Origin of the sequence: Anaerosolibacter carboniphilus (assembly GCF_014205875.1) — a bacterium.
GTDB lineage: Bacteria > Bacillota > Clostridia > Peptostreptococcales > Thermotaleaceae > Anaerosolibacter > Anaerosolibacter carboniphilus.
The window spans coordinates 20,688-44,774 of the sequence record NZ_JACHEN010000040.1; the positions used below are offsets into that span (position 1 = coordinate 20,688).

The following is a 24,087-nucleotide window of genomic DNA, read 5'->3' on the forward strand; positions in this document are numbered from 1 at the left end:
GAATATTTAACAGGAAGATTTTAAAGGCACAGAGGGGGGTTACAACCTTTGTGTCTAACTTTTTAAGGAGGTAAGGTATGCCTACAATTTTTAATACAATTGAGAAGATTAAACCAGCATATGATGTGGCTTATAAGTTTGTACTTTTGTTATGTAAGTTACTTTTAGTAGTGGATATTGCTATTACCACTATGGCAGTGGCTGGCCGATATATACCTTTTATTCCAGACCCAGCCTGGAGCGAAGAAATCGTTTTAACTTGTATGGCATACATGGCAGTTCTTTCAGCTGCTCTAGCCATCAGAAGAAATGCGCATATTCGTATGACAGCATTTGATAGATATTTGCCTAAAAAAGTAATACTCGTTTTGGATATTCTTTCAGATGTTGCTGTTTTAGCACTTGCAGTGGTTATGTTTGTAGTGGGCTGGAAGTATGCAGTGCAAATCGGTGGAAAAGGATCTTATGTGAGTATGCCAGGTCTTTCTAGGTTCTGGATGTATTTTCCGGTTCCGTTAGCAGGTATAGCCATGTTCATTTTCGAAATAGAGATTTTATATAATCATATCAAAGGAATTTTTGCAAAAAAGGAGGATCTATGATGAGTGCTGAAAGTATGGCAATATTGATTTTGCTTGGTAGTTTTTTCATCATGGTGTTTTTAAGATTTCCTATTGCTTATGCAGTGGCGCTTTCATCCTTGTTCACTCTTTTGTATCAAGGACTTCCACTTACAACCATTGTTCAGCAGATGGTAAAGGGGATTAGTTCTTTCAGTCTTATGGCAGTACCTTTCTTTATTACAATGGGAGTTCTTATGGGATCTGGTGGCATCTCTGAAAAACTGATTGCACTGGCCAATGCCTGCGTTGGTTGGATGCGAGGCGGTATGGCGATGGTTAACATCGTTGCATCATACTTCTTTGGAGGTATTTCTGGTTCTGCAGCAGCAGATACTGCATCACTTGGTAGTATTTTAATTCCTATGATGGTAGACCAAGGCTACGATGATGACTTTTCAACGGCAGTTACCATTACTTCATCCTGTGAAGGCCTTTTGGTTCCACCAAGTCATAATATGGTTATTTATGCGACTACTGCTGGTGGTATTTCGGTGGGCAGTCTTTTCCTTGCAGGTTATTTACCGGCAGCACTGCTAGCAGTATCCTTGATGGTAGGTTCTTATATCATTTCCGTGAAGAGAAACTATCCAAAGGGTGAAAAATTCAGCATGATGAATTTGATAAGACAATTTGGTTCTTCCTTTTGGGCACTTGCAGCTGTTCTGATCGTCGTGGTAGGTGTGGTTGGCGGTATTTTTACAGCTACAGAATCTGCGGCTATTGCGGTTATTTACAGTTTGATTGTTAGTGTATTTATTTATAAAGGACTTGACTGGAAGGGCGTTTGGAAAGTGCTTGAAGATTGTGTAAATACGCTTTCTATCGTGCTCATTCTGATTGCAACTTCAAGTATTTTTGGATATTTACTGACACGCTTGCATGTTCCAACTTTAGCAGCAAATGCTATTACGAGCATATCAGATAATCCGATTGTTTTAGCACTACTACTAAACCTTATTCTTTTAATTCTTGGATGTATTATGGATATGGCGCCAATTATATTGATTGCTACCCCAATCTTGCTGCCGATTGCAACTTCAATAGGGATTGATCCTGTTCAGTTCGGGATTATACTTGTCTTAAACTGTGGTATAGGTCTTTTAACACCACCTGTTGGTTCCGTACTATTTATTGGCTCTGCAGTTAGTAAAGTATCCATGGAGCGTCTTGTTAAAGCCACATTGCCGTTTTATCTATGTATGATCGTTACCCTTATACTGATTACCTTCGTTCCTGGATTTAGTTTATGGATTCCATCATTGTTTAGGTAAAGAGAAATATGAAATATAAGTTTACCTATCAAACAACTGCTTTTGATCTTTGGCAGTTATCCATGTACGGTATCTATGGTTCAATGGTAGGGGTATGTAATATGATATTTACGGTTGCCATGGTACTGCTGACAGCAAAGTTTTGGAGCGATGTAAATAGCTTTATGAAAATACTCTTCATAATTGCAATTTGTTTATTTACGGTTATTCAACCCGCAGTCGTTTATATGCGAGCCAAAAGACAGGTAGCAACGGTTCTCCATGATATGGAGATCAGCTTTGATGATCATGGAATTCATGTGAAAACTGAAAAACAAAGTTCGGATTTAAAATGGAATACGATAAAAGGGGTATCAAAAAAACCGAGTATGATTGTTATATTTTCAACGACGAAGCATGGTTTTGTACTAACGAATAAAGTATTAGGAAAACAAAAAGAAGCCTTTTATGACTATGTCATTTCAAAGACTCAAAAATAAATATAATGATCTATTATGCAAAGATGAAGCCGTATTTACAAAAAATGTATTTGCGACTTTGTTTTTGTATATTTTTAGAAAAGTAGGATGAATAATAATGGAACCTGCTAAGAAAGATAACTTATGAAATGAAGAATCATGCTATAACATATTGACAAACAAATAGAAACATACTACCATACTAGTATACTTTAATTGAGATAGAGAGGAGATTGCAAGAATGAAAATGACATTAAGATGGTTTGGAAGCAAATATGATACTGTAACCTTAGGGCAAATAAGACAGATTCCTGGTTGTGTAGGTGTTATTACAACGCTTTATGGTACGAAGCCTGGAGAGGTATGGAGCAGAGAAGCAATTAAAGCTATGAAGGAAGAAATAGAAGCAGTAGGCCTTGAATTGAGTGGTATTGAGAGTGTAAATATACATGATGATATTAAAATTGGTCTTCCCACAAGGGATCAATATATTGCAAACTATATCGAAACTCTCGAAAATCTTGGCAAAGAAGGCATAGACCTAGTATGCTATAACTTTATGCCTGTATTTGATTGGACAAGATCTGATCTTGCAAAAGAGAGACCTGATGGGTCTACAGTCCTTTCCTATGATCAGGAGCTTATCGATAAAATTGATCCTGCGAAGATGTTCGAAGAGATGGATGCCAATTCTGGGGGATTTGTTTTACCAGGTTGGGAACCAGAAAGACTTTCCAGGGTAAAAGAGCTATTTGAAATGTATAAAGGGGTAGATGAAGAAAAGCTATTTGAAAACCTTGTATATTTCTTGAAGGCGATTATGCCAACCTGTGAAAGATATGGAATTAAGATGGCCATTCATATGGATGATCCGGCATGGTCTGTATTTGGTTTACCAAGAGTCGTAAACAATAAGGCAAATATTCAAAAACTCTTAGATGCAGTTCCTGTTGTGAACAATGGGTTAACACTATGTACAGGATCTCTAGGCTCTAATCCTGACAATGATATTCCAGATATGATTAGAAGCTTTGGGGAAAGAATTCACTTTGGCCATGTAAGAAACGTTATCCATCTTGCACCAGGTAAATTCGACGAGGCAGCGCATTTATCTTCTGATGGATCTTTAGATATGTTTGAAATTATGAAAGCATTTTATGATATCGGTATGGCCGGACCTATTCGGCCTGACCATGGAAGGATGATTTGGGGCGAAAAGGCGATGCCTGGCTATGGTCTCTATGATAGAGCTTTAGGGGCAACCTACCTATTAGGATTATGGGAGGCCATAGAGAAGTCAGCTAAGCAATAATAAAACATATCAAAAAAGGAAGTTGTTGAATAAACAATCCTATCAGACATAATGTCCTTATATATGTCTGATAGGATTAGATATATAGATATTGCTTAGTGAACTTTGGGAAAATATAAGAAAGAGGTGGACTAAAATGAAATTAAACATTAGGAATTTAATTGATGCAAAGGCTTGGGAAAATGCAGGATTTAAACTACCTGAATTTGATATTGAGCAAGTGAAAGCCAATACGAAAGCAAACCCTACTTGGATTCATTTTGGTGCTGGGAATATTTTTAGAGCGTTTACAGCCAATGTTCAGCAAAACATTTTAAATAAGGGTAAGAGTGATAAGGGGATCATTGTAGCAGAAGGATTTGATTATGAAATCATAGAAAAAATGAATAAGCCCCATGACAACCTAAGTGTGCTTGTTACCCTAAAGGCTGATGGCAGCATAGAAAAAACTGTGATTGCCAGCATTGTAGAATCCTTGGTTGTAGATCCACAGAATAAAGAAAACTGGAATAGGCTAAAAGAAATTTTTGTCAATCCAAGTCTGCAAATGGTAAGTTTCACAATCACAGAAAAGGGATACAGCTTAAATGATGCCAAGGGAGAATATTTCCCTGCGGTAGTGGAAGACTTTAATAATGGCTCCCAAAGTCCAGTAAGCTATATCGGTAAACTAGCTTCTCTTTTATATGAAAGATACCTCAATGGAAAAACACCACTCGCACTAGTAAGTATGGATAATATGTCTCACAATGGAACAAAGCTTTTCCATGCTGTAAATACCTTTGCCCAAAAGTGGGTAGAGAATGGACTCGTAGATGGAGGCTTTGAAGCATATATTAGTGATCCTAAATCTGTGGCTTTCCCATGGAGTATGATTGATAAGATTACACCACGACCAGATCCAAGTGTAAGAAAGATGTTGAAAGATGTTGGTTTTGAAGATGTAGAGGATGTTGTTACATCAAAAAATACCTATGTGGCGCCTTTCGTAAATGCAGAAGAATCGGAGTATTTGGTTATACAGGACCTATTTCCGAATGGAAGGCCTAATCTTGAAGAAGGTGGAGTTATCTTTACAGATAGGGAAACCGTAGATAAAGTGGAAAAAATGAAGGTTTGTACTTGCCTTAATCCCCTTCATACAGCCCTTGCCATATACGGCTGTTTGCTCGGATATACTTTAATTTCGAAGGAAATGGAAGATCCTGAATTGAAGTCTCTTGTAGAGAAGATTGGTTATGTAGAAGGTTTGCCTGTGGTGGTAGACCCAGGAATTATTGATCCGAAGAAGTTTATTGATGAAGTACTTCAAGTAAGGATTCCAAATCCATTTATGCCTGACACACCCCAGAGAATTGCGACAGATACTTCGCAGAAACTAGGAATTCGTTTTGGAGAAACCATAAAAGCTTATATAGCAAGAGAAGACTTAAATGTTACAGATCTGAAGCTTATTTCCCTTGTTCTAGCTGGATGGTGCAGATACTTAATGGGTATTGATGACAATGGAAATAAAATGGAACTGAGCGCAGATCCCCTTTTGGCAGAAGTAACACCTTACGTAGCGTCTATTTCCCTTGGAGATCAAGGCCCATTCCATGAACAACTTAGACCTATCTTATCCAATGCTACTATTTTTGGTATAAACCTATATGACGTAGGATTAGGCGAAATTATAGAAAACTACTTTGAAGAGTTGGTCGCATCGAAGGGTGCGATTAGAAAAACATTAAAAAGGTATGTTTACTAAATAGTATAGTTATCTGGCTTATAAATATAATGATAGAATGAATTACCAGTAAATGACACAAGACAAACTGTAGAGAAGGTTAAGGAAATTCTTAAATCATTAAAAGTTAAACCCGCCCTGTAAAATTGATAGGACGGGTTTAACTGTATTATAAATCAGATGGAGAGAAAAATATAAGTATCTTAATCATAAGGCACCAGGAGAGGGTGTCTTTTAACGTACAGGAATAATGGCTCCCTTAGCTGCGGAATTTACAAGTTTACCGTAGGAAAAAAGGTACCCTTTGAATTTTGTGTTGGTATAACAATTTACATCTTTACATCTTTCAGAGAAATCTTCTGATTCCACCTCTATGGTTCCTTGATTTACATCGATAGCGATAATGTCTCCATTTCTTACAGCACCAATGGGCCCGCCTTCTGCAGCTTCTGGGGAAATATGTCCAACAAAGCAGCCATTATTTGATCCGGAAAAACGACCATCTGTAATTACACAAACTTTGCTCCCTAGATTCATGCCAACCAGCAGTTTCATGGCTTTATACATCTCTGGCATACCAGGACCGCCCTTAGGTCCTTCATTTCTTATGACTAGGACATCACCTGGTTTAATCATACCGGAAGTAATACCCTGTAGTGCATCTTGTTCACTTTCAAATACAACGGCAGGTCCCCTAAATGTGTGGGCTTCCTTTGGAATTGCAGAAGGCTTGGTTACAGCTCCTTCAGGGGAGAGATTTCCTGTTAGCACTGCTATCCCACCATTTTTGTTTGAAGGATTGGTCAAGTCTCTTATGACGTCTGTATTTTTTACACGTACCTTGCTGCTATTTTCCCCTACGGTTCTTCCGGTTAAAGTAATGGCGTCTAAAGCCAATGATTTTTCTAGCACCTTCATCACTGCCGGTATACCTCCAGCTTCATGCAAGTCAAGGAGGGTATAGGGACCCCCAGGGATTAAAGGCGTAATATGAGGAACTTCTTTACTGATTCTGCCGAAATCTTCAAGGGTTAAATCAATCTCTGCTTCATAAGCAATGGCCAATATATGAAGTACAGCATTGGTAGAACCTCCGATGGCAGAGTTTACTTTAATAGCGTTTTCTAGAGAATCTCGAGTGATGATCTTCCGTGCGGTTAAATTATTCTGGACCAATGACATGATAGCCTTCCCACTTTCATATGCGACTGCCATGCGGGCACTGTATACTGCTGGAATGGTAGAACTGCCAGGCAAAGTCATTCCCAAGGCTTCTGATAGACAGCCCATGGTATTGGCAGTTCCTAACATAGCACAAGAACCGATGGTAGGTACAGCATGGTCTTCTAGCCATAAATAATCCTCTTCATTCATTTTACCTGACTGCAAAGAGCCTAAAGATTGTTGAATGATGGAGTGATCAACATATTCTCCTCCGTAGGGATTATTGGTCTTGAGTTTGCCAGGCAGGGTAGGGCCGCCATTTACTAAGATAGCTGGAATGTCTAGTCGAGCAGCCGCCATTAACATGCCTGGAATAATTTTATCACAGGAACCCAGTAATACCATGCCATCCAAGCGATGGGCCTGGATCATCATTTCAATGTCATTTGCAATTAATTCCCGGGTTGGAAGAACAAATCGCATACCGTCATGACCCATTGCCATGCCATCACAGGCCCCAATGGTTCCAAATTCTACAGGTGTACCTCCAGCAGCTCGAATTCCTTCTCTTACATGCTGGGCCAAACTTCTTAAATTGAAATGACCGGGACATATGGTACTAAATGAATTCACCACTGCAATGATTGGTTTCGATAAATCATCATCTGTATATCCACTAGACTTATACAAAGCTCGAACATTGGACCACTCAGGTTGTTTAAGTATATCTTTACTTCTCCAATACATGGCAATTACATCTCCCCTCAAATGATTGTTCAGTCTATATATAAATTACTGAAATGTGTTGTCATACAACTAATTATTTTCAATATAGCATAGGTGAGGTTGTAATACAAGTTAAACTACAGAATATTATAACAATAATGGTTTGGATAGAGAAAACACAGAATAAATCGAAAAAATACTGGAAAAAGCAAAGAATTTTTTGAAGATTATGGATTGACAGTTTAAAAACCGTAATATAAAATAAAAACAAGTCATAAGTTGTAATACAAGTTGGAGGGAATTATGGAGAATAGAAAATTAAATACCAGTGATATTGTATATAAAGCCATAGAGGAAAAGATTCTCAAACAGGAATGGACACAAGGGATGAAAATAGCGTCTGAAAATCAACTAGCTCAAGATTTAGGGGTTAGCAGGATTTCTGTAAGGGAAGCGATAGAAAAAATGGTAGCATTAAATGTTCTCACAAAAAGACAGGGGGAAGGAACCTTTGTAAATGAACTTTCTCCATCCATCTATCTGAATAACCTAATCCCCATGATACTTCTTGAGAAGGATAATCTAATCGATATTCTGGAATTCAGAATATTGATGGAGGTAGACAGTGCAAGACTATGTGCTGAGAAGTGTGATGATGATACGATTGAGTTTTTAGAAGAATGCTATGAAGAAATGTGCAATAGCAAGGATGAACCCTTAAACTTCACCTATGCAGATTATAATTTTCATATGGGTATTGCAAGAGGAACAGGGAACTCGTTGATTATAAAAGTGAACAGTATCTTAACGGACTTATGGAAGTTTCATCAGCAAGAGCTAAATCGATATCTTGGACCCGATGGAGGATTACATGGACATAAGAAAATTTTAGATGCAATCAAAGAGAGGGATTCAGAATTAGCAGCTCTTTTTATGAGGAGACATATAGAAAGAACCCTCACTGAGATCAGGAGTATTAAGGCTGTTGAAAAAGATTCACCAACGGATGGGAATCGGTAAAAGGGTGGGGACGATATGAATAAGATAATGGTTAAATTTCCGAATTATACGATAGGGGAAAACGTTTTGAAAGACCTTGGAAATACGGTAAAAAAGTACGGCCAAAGGGTTCTGATTGTAGGTGGAAGAAAGGCTTTAGAAATGACACAAAGAGAAATCGAGATCACACTTCAAGAGAATCGGATAGATATCATTGATTTTCATTGGTATGGAGGAGAGTGTACAAAGAAAAATATAGATATGGCGGCGGAAAAGGCCCAGCAAACAGCAGCAGATATTATTATAGGTGTTGGGGGAGGGAAGGCTATTGATACTGCCAAAGGTGCAGCTCAGAGAGTCGGGTTACCTGTGATAACAATCCCTACCATCGCAGCAACATGTGCAGCCACTACAGCGCTTTCTATTGTATATACTGAACAAGGCAGTTTCGATTTCCTTTTTCATTTATCTGAACCGCCTGTACATATCTTTATGGATAGCCATGTAATTGCCAATGCACCCACAAAATATCTATGGGCAGGCATTGGAGATACCATTGCTAAATACTACGAGGTTGGTGTCACCACAAGAGGAAAAAAGCTTTGTCACAGCGCTTCCATGGCGAAAGAATTGAGCAGTATGTGTGCATTTCCTCTTATCGAATATGGGGTGAAAGCCTTGTCGGACAGCGAAAATAAAGTATCCTCTTTTGAATTGGAGCAAATCATTTTAAACAATATCATTAGTACTGGAATCGTGGCCATGCTAGTGGGCGATGAAAACAATGGGGCTGCAGCCCACGGATTATTCTATGGACTTACGTTACTAGAAGAAATAGAGAAGCATCATCTTCATGGAGAAGTGGTAGGCTACGGTGTGTTGGTGCTTCTTGTGATGGATGAACAGAAAGAAGAGTTTGAAAGACTATATCCTTTTTATAAACAGGCTAAGTTGCCAACATGCTTAAGTGATATAGATGTAAAGGATGACAGAATGTATCTGGAATCTGTGCTAGAGAAGGCAGTGAATGCGCCAGATATGCTGAAGATGCCATATAAGGTGACAAAAGATATGTTATTCAATGCGATTCAGGATTTAGAAAAGTTGAATAAATAAAAAGATTTTAAATAGGGTAGTCTACAACAATTCTTAAACTTTGAAGTGCGAATTAAAGTGAAGTCTAGAGAATTCAATGTAGATATCCAGTTTAAATATAAAAACATGAGAAATGGGAGGGGTTTTAGTGAAAAGAAGTTTAGCGATTTTATTAACACTAATGTTAGTTGTAGGTCTTTTTGCGGGATGTACGCCTAAGCAGCAAACGACTACAGAAGGTGGAAACACACCAGCAGAAACCAAACCAGTTGAGAAGAGAGTTATGAGAATTGGTATTGGTCTAAATGAAGACCATCCACAGTTTAAAGGCTTAGAGAAGTTTAAAGAAGAGTTAAACAAGAAAGTAGATACAATAGATGTACAATTATTCGCAAATAGTGCATTGGGTGATGACCGAGCTATGATGGAAGGGTTACAATTAGGAACACAAGAAGGTACATGTCCATCGACGGCTCCAATTGGAAACTTCGTAGAAGAATTCAAAGTATTTGACTTCCCATACTTATTCCCTGATGAAGCATCTGCTGATAAGGTACTAGATGGTGAGATTGGTCAAGAGTTATTAGACTCTTTATCTGCTAAAGGAATGAAAGGATTAGTTTATTGGGAAAACGGATTTAGAAACCTAACAAATAGACAAGTAGAAGTAAGAAAGCCTGAAGATATGAAAGGCTTAAAAGTTAGAACAATGGAAAACCCAATCCATTTAGCAGCGTTTAGAGCATTTGGAGCAAATCCGACACCAATGGCTTTTGGAGAACTATTTACAGCGCTACAACAAAAAACAGTAGATGGGCAAGAAAACCCAATTGCTACTATCTACTACAACAAATTCTATGAAGTACAAGGATATACAACGTTAACAAAGCACTTATATTCTCCATTCGTATTCATGATCAGCCAGAAGTTCTGGGATGAATCTACACCAGAAGAGCAAGAAGCGATCATGGAAGCAGCGAAGATTGCAAGAGACCATGAAAGACAGTTAAATAGAGAAGCAAACGAGACATTATCAAAAGAGCTAGAAGCAAATGGTATGAAGGTAATCGAATTGACTCCAGAAGAGCAGCAAGCTTTCCAAACAAAGGCCCAAGCCATCTATGGAGAATTTGCACAAGGAAAGATTGCTGAATACTTAGACAGAGTACAAAAAGAATTGGCAAAATAGCAGCTCTATCGATAGATGAAGAAAAGGGTTGAATATAATATTATATTCAACCCTTTCATATAAGTATTGATAGTTGGAATATTATGCTATAAGACCATTTGTGAGGAGTGATAAAATGAATCTATTAAAACGTATAGAGGATAAATTTGAAGAATATCTTGCAGCTATACTCCTTTCCTTTATGACGATTTTTATATTTTTTCAGGTTTTATCGAGGTTTGTTTTTGATATGCCATTGGCATGGTCGGAGGAGGCGGCAAGATTTATATTTGTTTGGACGATCTATATTTCAGCAGCACTTGCGGTGAAAAAGAGGGAACATATAAGCGTAGAAGTAGGAATTATGTTTTTAAAGGGAAAGGCGAAAAAAGCTGCCCACATATTTGCAGACTTGATTTTTCTTGCATTTACATTCTTCTTACTTAAGGATGGGATCTATTTGGTGCAGCATCTAGGTTCCAATAGACAGTTATCGCCAGCAATAGGATTACCAATGAATGTGGTATATATGATTATTCCATTGGGTTATGGATTGATGATGGTTAGATTAATTCAGAGAATCGTCATAGATGTAAAACGTATTAATGATTCGGATGGGGAATAAGACAGCTTAGAAGTATAGGAAATGGGGTGAAACAATGTCAATATCACTAGTGTTATTTGGAAGTTTAACGGTTTTTCTTTTATTAGGGGTGCCAATAGCAATATCCATCGGTTTTGCATCATTATTGGGACTCGTATTTAGTAATATGCCAACTGTATATTTGGCCCAGGGATCTTTCGTAGCGGTAGACTCGTTCCCTTTGATGGCCGTTCCTTTTTTCATACTGGCCGGAAATTTGATGGAAACAGGAGGTTTATCAAAAAGGTTGGTAAGGGTTGCTAATATAATGATGGGTTCTTTCACAGGTGGTTTATCGACAGTTACAATTATAGCATGTGCTTTCTTTGCAGCAATTTCTGGCTCTGGTCCTGCTACCGTTGCAGCCATTGGTTCCATCATGATTCCTGCGATGATTAAGAAGGGTTACAGCAAGGATTTTGCATCAGCTGTGGCTGCATCCGGTGGGGCATTAGGAATTTTGATTCCACCGAGTATCGTCATGGTTGTTTATGGTGTTGTGGGAAGTGTTTCTATTGGAGATTTATTTATAGCTGGGATATTACCTGGTATGGTAATTTCAGCAGTATTGATTGCAGTGGGCTATATAATTGCTAAAAAGAATGGGTATAGTGGTTCTGGGGAGAAATTCACATTTGGAGAATTTGCTTCTGCGGTAAAGGATGCAGTTTGGGCTTTACTCGCCCCGGTAATCATATTAGGCGGCATTTATGGGGGAATCTTTACACCGACAGAGGCAGCAGTTGTGGCCGTTGTGTATGGTTTTGTCGTGGGTGCGTTCATCTACAAAGAATTAAAATTTGATCAGATTTACAATTCACTCTATAAAACGGCTATTACAGTGGGTTCGGTAATGATTATTATAGGGGTTGCTACAACTTTTGGTCGATTGATGACAATGTACCAAATACCTCATAAAATGGCAATGTACTTATCCAGTGTATCCCAAAATAAATTTGTGATTTTGATGCTTATCAATTTGTTCTTACTATTTATAGGAATGTTTATGGAGACGTTGGCGACGGTGATTATCCTAACACCTTTATTGTTGCCTGTGGTTACAAATTTAGGAGTAGATCCGATCCATTTCGGTATACTATTGGTTGTTAACTCTGAAATAGGGTTCTTAACACCTCCTCTTGGAGTAAACCTTTTTGTTGCTTCCAATATTTCTAAGATTTCTATAGAGAAGATTACAAGGGCTATTTTTCCGTTTATTCTAGCTTTATTTGCAGCAGTGACTTTGCTGACATTCATACCAGAAATTTCAACTTTTTTGCCAAAACTGTTGAAGTAGAAATGTAGATTTTGGTTAAATAGGTAGGAGGACTTCATATGCTAAAGAGTCAGAAAATGAGAAGTGTAGCCGTGGAAATGGATGCACTGAAAATGGGGATGGGGTGGACTAGCGAGGACCTAGATAAACCTCAGATATTTCTCCAAAGTACTTGGGGAGATAGTCACCCAGGTAGTGCCCACTTAGATAAATTGGTTCAGGCAGCGGAAAGTAGACTGGATAGACTAGGTGCTAAGCCAGCTAAATATACAACCACAGATATTTGCGACGGGATTGCACAGGGCCATGACGGCATGAACTATTCCTTGCTTTCTCGGGAGATGATCGCAAATATGATAGAAATACAAGCATTGGCTACACCCTTTGATGGAGCAATGTTTATATGCAGCTGTGACAAGGGCGTTCCAGCTCATTTAAAAGCGATCGCCAGATTAGATATGCCTTCCGTAATTTTTACAGGGGGATTGATGAAGGCTGGCCCAGACATGTTAACCCTAGAGCAGATCGGAACCTATAGTGCCCAATTAAAAAGGGGAGAGATCACGGAAGAAGCATTTAAAGACAAGCAGCATACAGCTTGTGCTTCCTGTGGTGCCTGTGCCTTTATGGGTACAGCAGCAACGATGCAAGTTATGTGTGAAGCCCTGGGCATGGCACTGCCTGGAACGGCAGTAATGCCTGCAACCCTTCAAGAGATGGAAGAAGAAGCCCAAAGAACGGCTGAACAATTGCTTGCAGTAATAAATCTTGATATAAAACCTTCGCAAATCATGACCATGAAAGCCTTTGAAAATGCCATTATGGTCCATGCAGCCATTGCTGGTTCTACAAACAGTTTATTACACCTTCCAGCGGTTGCCCATGAATTGGGATTTGAAATTTCACCTGATCTATTCGATGAGATCCATCGAAGAATCCCTTATCTAGCCAATATACGGCCTAGCGGATTTTTCCCAGGACAATACTTCTGGTATGCGGGGGGCGTGCCTGCTATCATGGAGGAAATCAAAGAGTTCTTACACCTTGATGTGATGACTGTAACAGGGAAAACATTAGGTGAAAACCTAGAGGACCTAAAGAAGAATGGTTTCTATGAAAGATGCAAGGGGTATTTAAAGGAATTGGGTGTAGAAAGAGAAACTGTGATTAGGCCAAAGAGCAATCCTATTCAACAAGAGGGTGCCATTGCAATTCTGAAAGGAAATCTAGCTCCTGAGGGTGCTGTAGTCAAACACTCCGCTGTGGCACAAGAAATGATGGAGGCAATCTTAACAGCTAGACCCTTCGATTCAGAAGAAGAAGCCTTTGAAGCAGTGATCAACAAGCAGATTAAGCCTGGAGATGCGGTGTTTATCCGCTATGAAGGTCCAAGGGGCAGTGGTATGCCGGAGATGTTCTACACCACAGAAGCCATCGCCACAGATCCTGAATTGGTATCCTCCATCGCACTGATTACTGATGGACGATATTCCGGTGCAACCAGGGGCCCGGCCATAGGCCACGTATCTCCTGAAGCCAGCGAAGGAGGACCTATCGCCTTGGTGGAAGAGGGCGACTTAATCAAGGTGGATATTCCAAATCGAACCCTAGAGATTATTGGCATCAAAGGCCAGGAAATGATGCCAGATGAAATCGATAACGTATTACAAGAGAGAAGAAAAAATTGGATCAAGCCAGAGCCAAAGTTTAAAAAGGGTGTATTATCCCTATATACAAAATCAGCGGTATCACCGATGAAGGGTGCATACATGGAATAGTTGTCTCAAAAAATAGCCCATCATAAGTGATGGGCTATTATATATATTTATACAAATAAAAGGAGTAATAACAATGAAAAAGATGACAAATCAAGGGGAGTAGGGGCCTTAAAAGCATTGGAATGGTATGAAAAATATAAAGATGTAGACAATATTGAAAACAAAAAATAAATTCTTTGAGTTTATGTAAAGATATAGATTGATTTTTTAAATACATATTATATAATATAGTTATACGATGTCAGACAACATGTAACTCAATTTCGGAGGTGCTTTATGAAAAGAATTGAAACGATTCAAAAGATCGTAGAGAGCGGTGTGGTGGCGGTTATCCGTGCCGAGTCAAAAGAACAAGGAATGAAAATTATTGAAGCAGTAAAGAAAGGTGGAATCAAGGCATTAGAGATCACCATGACGGTACCTGGTGCTGTAGATATCATCAAAGAGTTATCAGAGGTTTACAAAAATGAAGATGTCATCATTGGTGCTGGAACAGTTCTTGATCCAGAGACAGCAAGGGCGTGTATCTTAGCAGGAGCAAAATATATTGTAAGTCCAAGCTTAAATATTGAAACAGTAAAGTTATGTAATCGATATAGAATTCCAGTAATGCCTGGTATTATGACTGTGAAAGAAGCCATTGAAGCATTAGACTATGGTGCTGAAATTGTAAAGGTTTTCCCTGGAAATGCCTTTGGACCATCCATCATCAGCGCTTTCAAAGGGCCTCTCCCTCAAGGAAACTTCATGCCTACAGGTGGTGTGAGTTTAGAGAATGTAAAGGATTGGATTAAAGCAGGTGCCATCGCAGTAGGAACTGGTGGAGACCTTACAAAGGGTGCAAAGACAGGGGATTATGAACTGGTAACAGAAACAGCAAGGAAATTTGTTGAAGAAGTGAAAAAAGCGAGAGCTTAAGGAGGAATATATAATGGCTAAAAAAGTAGTAACCATGGGAGAGATCATGCTAAGACTTTCTGCTCCTGGATTTAAAAGATTTTCTCAATCGGATTCCTTTGATGTAGTATATGGTGGTGGAGAGGCAAACGTTGCCGTATCCTTGGCGAACTATGGTTTAGATGCACATTTCGTAACAAAGCTTCCAAAACATGAAATTGGACAATGCGCTGTAGACAGCTTAAGAAAATTTGGGGTACAAACGGATTATATTGCCCGCGGCGGTGATAGAGTGGGTATTTATTTCCTAGAAAATGGTGCTTCCATGAGACCTTCTAAGGTAGTATATGATCGTGCAAACTCTGCTATTGCAGAAGCTGAAATTAGTGATTTTGACTTTGATGAAATTTTTAAAGATGCAGAGTGGTTCCACTTTACAGGGATAACACCAGCATTAGGCGAAAAAGCTGCTCAGCTTACTGAAGAAGCATTAAAGGCTGCAAAAAGACATGGGGTAACTGTAAGTGTTGACTTAAACTATAGAAAAAAATTATGGACACCTGACCAGGCGAAAAAGGTAATGACAAACCTTATGCAGTATGTAGATGTATGTATCGGAAATGAAGAAGATGCAGAAAAGGTGTTAGGCTTTAAGCCAGGACATACAGATGTAACGAAGGGTGAATTAGAGCTAGAAGGTTATAAAGATATCTTCAAGCAAATGAAGGAGCAATTTGGCTTTAAATACGTAGTAACAACATTAAGAGAAAGCCATTCTGCATCAGACAACAGCTGGTCTGCCCTTATTTATGATGGAAACGAATTCTATCATTCTAAGAGATATGACATTCGAATTGTAGACCGTGTAGGTGGCGGAGATTCCTTTGCTGGTGGGTTGATCTACGGATTGATTTCTGGGAGAGATTTCAAACAAGCACTAGAATTTGCAGTAGGGGCTTCTGCATTAAAACATACAATCCCTGGAGACTTTAACCTCGTATCCGTTGAGGAAGTAGAAACATTGATCAAAGGTGATGCGTCCGGTAGAGTACAAAGATAATAAACGTATAAGTGAGGATAAGTCCATGAGAACATTAGAGCATGTAGGCATTTGTGCAAAAAATACAGTGGCACTGAAAGACTGGTATATGAAGCTATTTAATCTTAAAGTGGTATATGATAACAAAAAAGAAAACCCTACTTTCTTCCTGTTGATGGAAGATGAAAGCATGATCGAAATCTATCATGCTGAGGAAGACGGCATGGTGGCTACCAATAAGCACCAAGGGGTTCGTCACTTGGCCTTTGGAACAGATCAAATCGAAGAAGAGTACAAAAATCTACAGCAGCATAACGTGGAGATTATTGAAGATTTGAAAGTGAATCCAAATGGTGTAAAAACTGTGTTTTTCAGAGATATTGAGGGGAATATCCTCCACTTTATCCAAAGACCAGAACGTTTATATTAAGCTTTCTTCTCCCTAAATATAGATATAATAAAGAAAGAAGAGTTTGTGTAGAAACAGACTCTTCTTTCTTTTTAGGTTTATTTGGAAAGCTTACTGGAATAGTAAGAGAAAGAGTTGTAGAACAATACGTCACAACGATAACGGTTGGACAGGGTCGTCCAACCCTACAAATCATGGAAAATCATGGTTTTCTGTAGGGAACGACGACCCTGTCGTTCCGTAGGATACAGATAAAAACCACGGAACGGCGAGGGCTGTCGATCCCTACGGAATACTGTGCTCATTTAGTAGGGGCGAACAGTGTTCGCCCGCAGACCTCAGATATCAACCCAACTACATTCTTTATCTATTGTGAAAATTAAAAGGATTTAAAAACTTCTTTAATCATACATAAATCATTTAAATGCACTTTGCTAACAAATAAACGATAAATAATCGCATGTATATATTGACGAAAGATGGGGAATAGTATATAGTTTATATTGTGATATATCAGTGATATATCACAGATATATTTGATATTATATCCGATACTTTTCGCCCATAGATTGAATGGGTACTTCAATGGGCTATTCTGGGAAAAATAAAGGTTTCTCATTTTTTTAGAGAAGTATGAAAACGTTTTTTAACTAGAAACAAAAGCTATTTATTTGTATGTATGTGCCTTGGCACATAAATAAATAAAGAGAGGTAGATGAAGATGAAAAGAAGGATTGCAATTTTAATGGTAGCTGTAATGATGTTGGCGTTATTGGCAGCTTGTAGCTCTCCAGCAGCACCACAGGGAGATACAGCGAAAGAGACAAGTGAACCAGTGATTATCCAGATTGGATATGAAAATAATCCTGGCGAACCCCTTGACCTAGCAGTAAATGAATGGAAGAGACTTCTAGAAGAGAAGAGTAATGGAACAATGAAATTAGAAGTATTTCCTTCAAGTCAGTTAGGTTCTAAGAATGACATCATCGATCAAATGTTAGCAGGAGATTCTGTGATCACATTGGCTGATGGCGCTTTCTATGCAGATCGTGGTGTTCCTGATTTTGGAATCGTCTTTGGACCATATCTATTCGATACATGGGAAGATGCATGGAATCTTACAAAAAGCGATTGGTATGCTGAGCAAAGTACGAAATTAGAAGAAAAAGGCTTAAAGCTTTTAACTTCTAACTGGATGTATGGAGATCGCCATACCCTTACAAAAAAACCTGTACGAACTGTAGCTGATCTTAAGGGTATGAAAATCCGTGTACCAAATAATACAATTCAGATCAAAGGCTTTGAAGTATTGGGAGCTACACCAACGCCTATGGCATTAGGGGAAGTATATACTTCTTTACAACAAGGTACCATCGATGGTCTTGAGAACCCACTTCCAGTGTTATATAATGGAAAATTCCATGAGGTTGCTAAATATTTAACATTGGATGCCCATGTGAAAAACTTTACAACTTGGATTTGTGGCACAGAGTTCTTTAATTCTTTAACGCCTGAACAACAACAGATCTTAATGGAGACAGGAAATGAAGCTGGTCTTTACAATAACGATCTTCAAGAGAAAGTAACTCAAGAAACTTTAGAGAAGTTTAAGGCTGAAGGGGTAGAAATTATTGAAGTGAACCAAGATGAATTCAGAAAAGCAGCAGAGCCATTCTACACCCTTCCTGAATTTACATCTCAGTGGTCAGAAGGATTATATGATACTGTAAAAGAGAGCATGAAGTAAACAAATTCTTCCAATAGATAAGAATTGTTTTAACATCCGGAGGCAAGACTTGCCTCCGGCCTATATATTGAAAGGAGTTCAAAAATGAAAACAGAAAATAAAGCATTGAACTACTTGCTAAATTTAGATCTGTTTGTCACAGGAATTGCATTGGCCTTTCTTATTGCCGTTACCTTTATGGGTGTGATCACCCGTTATTTCTTCAGCAGTCCTTTTATGTGGCTAGAGGAAGTTCAGCTTTGGTGTTTTGTATGGATTACCTTTTTCGGCGGCGGAGCAGCCTTCCGCACAGGGAGTCATGTCGCCATAGATGTTCTGGTAGATATGTTTCCAACGAATTTGAAAAAAATAATCGAAGTATTCATCTATGTGGTTGTTTTAGGTGTCCTTATATATTTTACGATTCATGGAAGTAATCTTGTAGGGCAATTGTTAAGAACAGGAAGAACGACAAATATTTTAAATATACCTTATCCTGTTATTTATGCAGCTTTCCCGATAGGCTGTGTCCTCATGATGATCAACTTTACGATAATGACAGCACAATCATTGTTTCTGAAAAATGCTGAAGTAAAAGGAGGCGAGTAAAAATGGGCATAAGTGTTGTGGGTCTTGCTGCAATTGTAATGTTAGCATTCTTATTTCTGAAGGTTCCGGTTTTCATTTCCGTTTTTGCCGGCTCTATTACTTATTTCGCCTTAACACCGAATGTTCCAACGCAAATCATTGCCCAGCGTGTTATTGCTGGTATTGAAAGTATTCCCCTTCTTGCTGTACCTTTCTTCATATGTGCTGGGGTATATATGAACTATTCTGGGGTTACAAAGAGGGTAATGAATTTTGCTGAGGCATTGACAGGGCATATGAATGGCGGTCTTGCCCAAGTAAATGTATTGTTGTCTACTTTAATGGGTGGGCTGTCTGGATCAAACCTTGCAGATGCAGCAATGCAATCAAAGATGTTAGTGCCTGAGATGGAAAGAAAAGGATTTTCAAAAGAGTTTTCTTCTGTGGTTACAGCAGCTTCAGCCATGATTACACCGTTAATTCCCCCAGGAATTGCTATGATCATCTATGGATCTATCGCCAATGTTTCTATTGGAAAACTGTTTATTGCAGGGATCGGGCCAGGCGTATTGCTGTGTCTTTCTATGATGATTCTTGTATCGGTTATTTCCAAGAAGCGTGGCTATAAACCTGTTCGTGAGAAATTTATCGCACCAAGAGAATTTATGTCTGCTGTAAAAGGTGCTGCATTACCTCTTTTACTGCCGATTATCATCATCGGTGGAATTCGTATCGGAATGTTTACGCCTACTGAGGCTGGAGCCGTTGCCATCGTCTATTCTTTGTTCCTTGGTTTTATGTATCGAGAGATGGGCTTTAAGGATGTAGTCAATGGATTAAAGGAGACGGTTGCCAGTACGGCTTCCATCATGCTGATTGTTGGAGCAGCTTCTGCCTTCGCTTGGATTCTTACGAAAGAAAGAATTCCCCAACAAGTTACAGAAATGATCGTAGGAATGATTTCCAACAAATATATATTCTTAATGGCAGTGAATGTATTCTTGATTTTTGTAGGGATGTTTATTGAAGGTAATGCGTCTATGATCGTATTGGTACCATTGTTGGCGCCTGTGGCTGCAGCTTATGGGATTAACGAAATTCACTTTGCTATGGTATTTATCTTCAATAGTGCTATCGGTTGTATTACGCCACCTATGGGGACATTGATGTTCGTAACTTGTGGGATTACAAAATGTAAGATTAAAACATTTATTAAGGAAGCTATACCTTTCTATATCCTGCTGTTTGTATGTCTAATACTATTAACTTTCTTCCCAGTTTTCTCAACGGGAATTGTGAACCTATTCTACTAGAAAAAAGGTTGTAAAATTGTGCTGGAAAATTGTAGAATAAATAAGATATAAGTTATTTTCATTCGAGAAAAGTGATTCGTTCTATAATGAATAGAGATTATTTAAATTAGAATAGCTAGGTGGGATAGTTCATGAAGAATATGATTGAAAAACAATTGCCTTTGAAGGAACGAGCGTACAATCTCATAAAAGAGAAAATTGTAAAATGTGAATGGATGCCAGGTAGTGATATTTCGGAAGCTCAGATTGCAGAAGAACTGGGAATCAGTAGAACACCTGTGAGAGAGGCCATTTTGCGTCTAAATCAAGAAAAGTTTATCACCATATATCCAAGAAAAGGTATGATCGTTTCTCCCATATCAGCGAAGGACATTCATGAAGTATTCCAAATAAGGGAAATGGTAGAGCCACACATGGCAAAGCTGGCTTGTAGACAGATGTCTGCAGAATACCTGCTCAGCCTGAAGGAAAAATTTGATAATGTTAGGCTAGATTTAGGAAAGCCCATAGATGTGAAATATTTTGATTTAGATCTAGAATTTCATAAATATATCGTTCAAAGTGGAAACAATCAGCATCTCATTCGATTTACCAATGAGATATATGATTTAGATTATAGAATTCGTGTGATGTCTACCTTAGAGATAGATGACGTCGAAAGAAGATCAAGACCAGAGCATTTTGCGATCATTGATGCACTGGTTGCTAGAGATGAAGAGAAGATAGAGAAAACCATAAAAGAACATTTATCAAATGCACGAAAAGCAGCCCTAATGAAGATCTTTTAGGTATATGGAGCAGAATCTTATATCTGCTTCATTGCTTTTCACGGCAATGTAGGAGGAAATAAACATGGAAAAAATGAAAGTCGTTCACATAAAAGAAGCTGGTAAAGTTGAAGTTGTTGAAATGGAGAAGCCTATTCCTAAAAATGGAGAAGCCCTTTTAAAAATAAAATATTGTGGTATTTGTGGTTCGGATATTGCAACGTATACAGGGAATCAACCTTTCGCAACTTATCCCCGAATACCAGGACATGAATTTTCTGCGGAGATCGTAGAAATTGAAGCAAATGATTTTGGTTTGGAGAAGGGCATGATCGTAACGGCAAATCCATATTTCAATTGTGGAAACTGTTATTCTTGTCAAAGAGGGCAGGTAAACTGCTGCGAGTCCAATGAGACCATGGGCGTTCAAAGAGATGGCTCTTTTGCAGAATATATCACCATGCCGATAGAGAGGATCTATAACGGAAATAGACTATCTGCAAAGACATTGGCCTTGATAGAACCTTTTTCTATTAGCTATCATGCAGTCAATCGAGGAGATATACAAAAGGGAGATAATGTATTGGTATTAGGGGCAGGAGCCATCGGGATATTCGCTATGATTTCAGCAAAACTAAGGGGTGCAAAGGTATATATTGCCGATGTATTTGATGGAAGATTAGAGCATGCAAAGATGATGGGAGCCCATGGTGTTATAAATATTACAAAAGAAGATTTAAAAGAAAGGGTTGGGGAAATTACCAGCGGTAACGGCATGGATGTATGTATTGAAGCTGCAGGTTTACCTCAGACCTTTTTAAATACCATTGATTGTGCAGCTTTTGGAGGAAAAATCGTACTGATTGGCAATGGAAAGAAAGAAACTACCTTTAACCATTCCATCTTATTAAAAAAGGAATTAGATGTATACGGCTCGAGAAACAGTTTAAATGATTTTGTACCATTAATTGAATTGGTATCGCAGGGAGCGGTAGATATCGATAAGATGGTAACTGATGTGTTTGAATTAGAGCATGTCATCGATGCCTTTGAAGCTTTAAACAATAATGATGGCTCTAAATTAAAGGTTCTTGTGAAATTTGATTAAGGAGGATTTTGGATGAAACTAAGTAAAGAAATCCATAAATATAATAAATATCCTGAGAGAGTATTGCAGTTTGGAGAAGGTAATTTCCTAAGGGCCTTTAGTGATTGGATGATTGATTTGATGAATAAAAAGGCTGGTTTTGGGTCTAGTGTTGTGGTGGTTCAGCCCCTTGAGCAAGGTTTGGTAGATATGCTTAATGACCAAGACGGGCTTTATACATTATATTTAAATGGTATCAAAGATGGTGAGGCTGTAAGAGAAAAAATGGTCGTGGAAGCCATCAGCAGAGGAATTAATCCTTACAGAGATTATGAACAATACAAAGAAATTGCGAGCAATCCAGAACTGCGCTTTGTGATCTCTAATACCACAGAAGCGGGGATTGTATTTGATGAAAAGGATAGATTTGAGGATAAGCCACAAAAGAGCTTTCCAGGCAAAGTAACAGCTCTGCTATATGAACGCTATAAGGAGTTCGATGGTGCCAAAGAAAAGGGGCTAATCTTTATTCCTTGTGAGCTTATCGATAAAAATGGAGAGAACTTAAAGAAGGCGATCCTACAATACGCTGCGTTATGGAAGCTGGAAGATGCATTCATTCGCTGGATAGAAGAATCCAACACATTCTGCAATAGTCTTGTAGACCGAATTGTCCCAGGTTTCCCCAAAGATTCCATTGAAGAAATCACAAAGGAATTAGGCTATGAAGATAAACTTGTTGTAGAAGGGGAGCAATTTCATCTATGGGTGATTGAGGGACCAGACTTTGTGGCAGAAGAATTCCCAGCAGACAAGACAGGGTTGAATGTACTTTTCGTTAAGGACCTAGCCCCTTATCGGACAAGAAAAGTAAGGATATTAAATGGAGCCCATACAAGCATGGTGCCCGTTGCCCTATTATATGGACTTGAAACGGTAAGAGAAGCCGTAGAAGATAAGCTTGTTGGAAAGTTTGTGAGAGAAACTATTTTCGACGAAATCGTTCCGACGTTAGACTTGCCCAAGGAAGAACTGGACTATTTCGCCAATGCGGTTTTAGATCGATTCAAAAATCCATTTATCAAGCACTTTTTAACGAGCATTGCCCTCAATTCCCATTCAAAATTTGAAACGAGAGTACTCCCATCTTTATTGATGTATAAAGATAGAAAGGGCGAGCTCTCTAAAAAGATCGTGTTTTCTTTGGCTTCCTTAATCAAGCTTTATGAGAATAAGGCGAATTTAGAACTGAAAGATGATCAAGAAATACTGGAGATGTATGAAAGATTATGGGCGGCGCATGATGGTACAGAAGACAGTATAGGAAAGATTGTAGAAACTGTATTGGCTCAGGAAAAGATTTGGAAAATGAATCTTAATGCTGTAGCGGGCTTAAAAGAACAAGTTTGTGTTTATTTAAAGAAAATAGAGCAGGTGGGAATGGTTGAAGCAATAAAAGAGGTGAATTAATGAAAAGATATTCGAAAAAACAGTGGATTTAATCAATGATTTTAAGGGATACTTCATCAGTCATGATCAACCTGTGTATGAGAATCCTTCTCCTGGAAACGACCTCGTAGCTTCAGGATGCCATATGGTGTTATTCACAACGGGAAGAGGAACACCCTTTGGCAGCTTTGTGCCGACTATGAAAATATCTACGAATAGTACTCTATTTAAGAAAAAACCGCACTGGATTGATTTTAATGCAGGGGAATTAATAGAGGATGTTTCCATGGATGAAATGCTGGCAACCTTTGTAGAATATATACTAAAAGTAGCCAATGGTGAATTGGTGAATAATGAAAAAAATAATTTTAGAGAAATTACTATATTTAAATCTGGTGTTACGGTATAAAAGGGCGAAATTCTTTGGATATCTAAAGGAATTTGTCCCATAATATAAATAAACCCGTACTGCACTTAATGATATGCTCCCCTTATAGTAGACAGTTAAAATAATATTACTGTTTAATATGAGGGGAGCTTTACTATGGGAAGAAAATCTGATGTATTGCC

General features: G+C 38.5%; 22 protein-coding genes. 21 read left to right on the plus strand and 1 reads right to left on the minus strand.

The genetic code is table 11. The features are described 5' to 3' along the window. Positions 1–77 precede the first annotated feature (77 nt). The 5 genes from HNQ80_RS22795 to HNQ80_RS22815 all read left to right on the plus strand — a co-directional run bounded on the left by HNQ80_RS22795 (position 78) and on the right by HNQ80_RS22815 (position 5,414). Positions 78–602: a TRAP transporter small permease gene (locus tag HNQ80_RS22795; protein WP_184313031.1), complete on the plus strand. Its 525-nt coding sequence runs from the start codon at positions 78–80 to the stop codon at positions 600–602. After that, the gene (locus tag HNQ80_RS22800; RefSeq protein WP_184313033.1) at positions 602–1,894 is read left to right on the plus strand and encodes a TRAP transporter large permease; all 1,293 of its coding nucleotides are present in this window, start codon (positions 602–604) and stop codon (positions 1,892–1,894) included. The genes HNQ80_RS22795 and HNQ80_RS22800 overlap by 1 nt, the downstream gene beginning before the upstream one ends. 8 nt (positions 1,895–1,902) lie before the next feature. Next, entirely contained in the window at positions 1,903–2,373 is a 471-nt protein-coding gene (locus HNQ80_RS22805; RefSeq protein ID WP_184313035.1) for a YcxB family protein, read from the plus strand. A 220-nt stretch (positions 2,374–2,593) separates the two neighbouring features. Beyond that, positions 2,594–3,664, plus strand: a complete 1,071-nt coding sequence (uxuA, locus tag HNQ80_RS22810; RefSeq protein WP_184313037.1) for a mannonate dehydratase — start codon at positions 2,594–2,596, stop codon at positions 3,662–3,664. Positions 3,665–3,800: 136 nt separating this feature from the next. Beyond that, positions 3,801–5,414: a mannitol dehydrogenase family protein gene (locus tag HNQ80_RS22815; protein ID WP_184313039.1), complete on the plus strand. Its 1,614-nt coding sequence runs from the start codon at positions 3,801–3,803 to the stop codon at positions 5,412–5,414. 213 nt (positions 5,415–5,627) lie between these two features. Here HNQ80_RS22815 and ilvD (HNQ80_RS22820) read toward each other — a convergent pair whose 3' ends face one another. After that, entirely contained in the window at positions 5,628–7,304 is a 1,677-nt protein-coding gene (ilvD, locus tag HNQ80_RS22820) for a dihydroxy-acid dehydratase (RefSeq protein WP_184313041.1), read from the minus strand. 282 nt (positions 7,305–7,586) lie between these two features. Here ilvD (HNQ80_RS22820) and HNQ80_RS22825 point away from each other — a divergent pair, with 282 nt between their 5' ends. The 16 genes from HNQ80_RS22825 (at position 7,587) to HNQ80_RS22900 (ending at position 23,926) form a co-directional block, all read left to right on the plus strand. Further along, entirely contained in the window at positions 7,587–8,303 is a 717-nt protein-coding gene (locus HNQ80_RS22825; protein WP_184313043.1) for a FadR/GntR family transcriptional regulator, read from the plus strand. A 15-nt stretch (positions 8,304–8,318) separates the two neighbouring features. Continuing rightward, the gene (locus tag HNQ80_RS22830) at positions 8,319–9,398 is read left to right on the plus strand and encodes an iron-containing alcohol dehydrogenase family protein (protein WP_184313045.1); all 1,080 of its coding nucleotides are present in this window, start codon (positions 8,319–8,321) and stop codon (positions 9,396–9,398) included. Positions 9,399–9,525: 127 nt separating this feature from the next. After that, on the plus strand, positions 9,526–10,566 hold the full coding sequence (locus HNQ80_RS22835; RefSeq protein ID WP_207727163.1) for a TRAP transporter substrate-binding protein: 1,041 nt from the start codon (positions 9,526–9,528) through the stop codon (positions 10,564–10,566). A 115-nt stretch (positions 10,567–10,681) separates the two neighbouring features. Then, positions 10,682–11,170 (plus strand): TRAP transporter small permease, encoded by a 489-nt coding sequence (locus tag HNQ80_RS22840; protein ID WP_184313047.1) that lies wholly within the window; start codon positions 10,682–10,684, stop codon positions 11,168–11,170. Between the two features lie 34 nt (positions 11,171–11,204). Next, a complete protein-coding gene (locus HNQ80_RS22845) occupies positions 11,205–12,485 on the plus strand; it encodes a TRAP transporter large permease (RefSeq protein ID WP_184313049.1) in 1,281 nt (426 codons plus the stop codon). A gap of 38 nt (positions 12,486–12,523) precedes the next feature. Then, a complete protein-coding gene (gene ilvD / locus HNQ80_RS22850; RefSeq protein ID WP_184313051.1) occupies positions 12,524–14,242 on the plus strand; it encodes a dihydroxy-acid dehydratase in 1,719 nt (572 codons plus the stop codon). A gap of 276 nt (positions 14,243–14,518) precedes the next feature. Beyond that, a complete protein-coding gene (locus HNQ80_RS22855) occupies positions 14,519–15,160 on the plus strand; it encodes a bifunctional 4-hydroxy-2-oxoglutarate aldolase/2-dehydro-3-deoxy-phosphogluconate aldolase (protein ID WP_184313053.1) in 642 nt (213 codons plus the stop codon). 13 nt (positions 15,161–15,173) lie between these two features. Then, entirely contained in the window at positions 15,174–16,199 is a 1,026-nt protein-coding gene (locus tag HNQ80_RS22860; protein WP_184313055.1) for a sugar kinase, read from the plus strand. 25 nt (positions 16,200–16,224) lie between these two features. Then, positions 16,225–16,608, plus strand: a complete 384-nt coding sequence (locus HNQ80_RS22865) for a VOC family protein (protein WP_184313057.1) — start codon at positions 16,225–16,227, stop codon at positions 16,606–16,608. A gap of 700 nt (positions 16,609–17,308) precedes the next feature. Then, a complete protein-coding gene (locus HNQ80_RS22870; protein ID WP_184313059.1) occupies positions 17,309–18,334 on the plus strand; it encodes a C4-dicarboxylate TRAP transporter substrate-binding protein in 1,026 nt (341 codons plus the stop codon). Between the two features lie 84 nt (positions 18,335–18,418). Beyond that, positions 18,419–18,922, plus strand: a complete 504-nt coding sequence (locus HNQ80_RS22875) for a TRAP transporter small permease (RefSeq protein WP_184313061.1) — start codon at positions 18,419–18,421, stop codon at positions 18,920–18,922. Between the two features lie 2 nt (positions 18,923–18,924). After that, entirely contained in the window at positions 18,925–20,214 is a 1,290-nt protein-coding gene (locus tag HNQ80_RS22880; protein ID WP_184313063.1) for a TRAP transporter large permease, read from the plus strand. A gap of 131 nt (positions 20,215–20,345) precedes the next feature. Continuing rightward, positions 20,346–21,002: a GntR family transcriptional regulator gene (locus HNQ80_RS22885; RefSeq protein ID WP_184313065.1), complete on the plus strand. Its 657-nt coding sequence runs from the start codon at positions 20,346–20,348 to the stop codon at positions 21,000–21,002. A gap of 64 nt (positions 21,003–21,066) precedes the next feature. Continuing rightward, positions 21,067–22,089: a zinc-binding alcohol dehydrogenase family protein gene (locus HNQ80_RS22890; RefSeq protein WP_330602996.1), complete on the plus strand. Its 1,023-nt coding sequence runs from the start codon at positions 21,067–21,069 to the stop codon at positions 22,087–22,089. A 12-nt stretch (positions 22,090–22,101) separates the two neighbouring features. Continuing rightward, on the plus strand, positions 22,102–23,538 hold the full coding sequence (locus HNQ80_RS22895; RefSeq protein WP_184313067.1) for a tagaturonate reductase: 1,437 nt from the start codon (positions 22,102–22,104) through the stop codon (positions 23,536–23,538). A 22-nt stretch (positions 23,539–23,560) separates the two neighbouring features. Continuing rightward, on the plus strand, positions 23,561–23,926 hold the full coding sequence (locus tag HNQ80_RS22900; protein WP_330602997.1) for a hypothetical protein: 366 nt from the start codon (positions 23,561–23,563) through the stop codon (positions 23,924–23,926). The last annotated feature ends 161 nt before the right edge of the window (positions 23,927–24,087 follow it).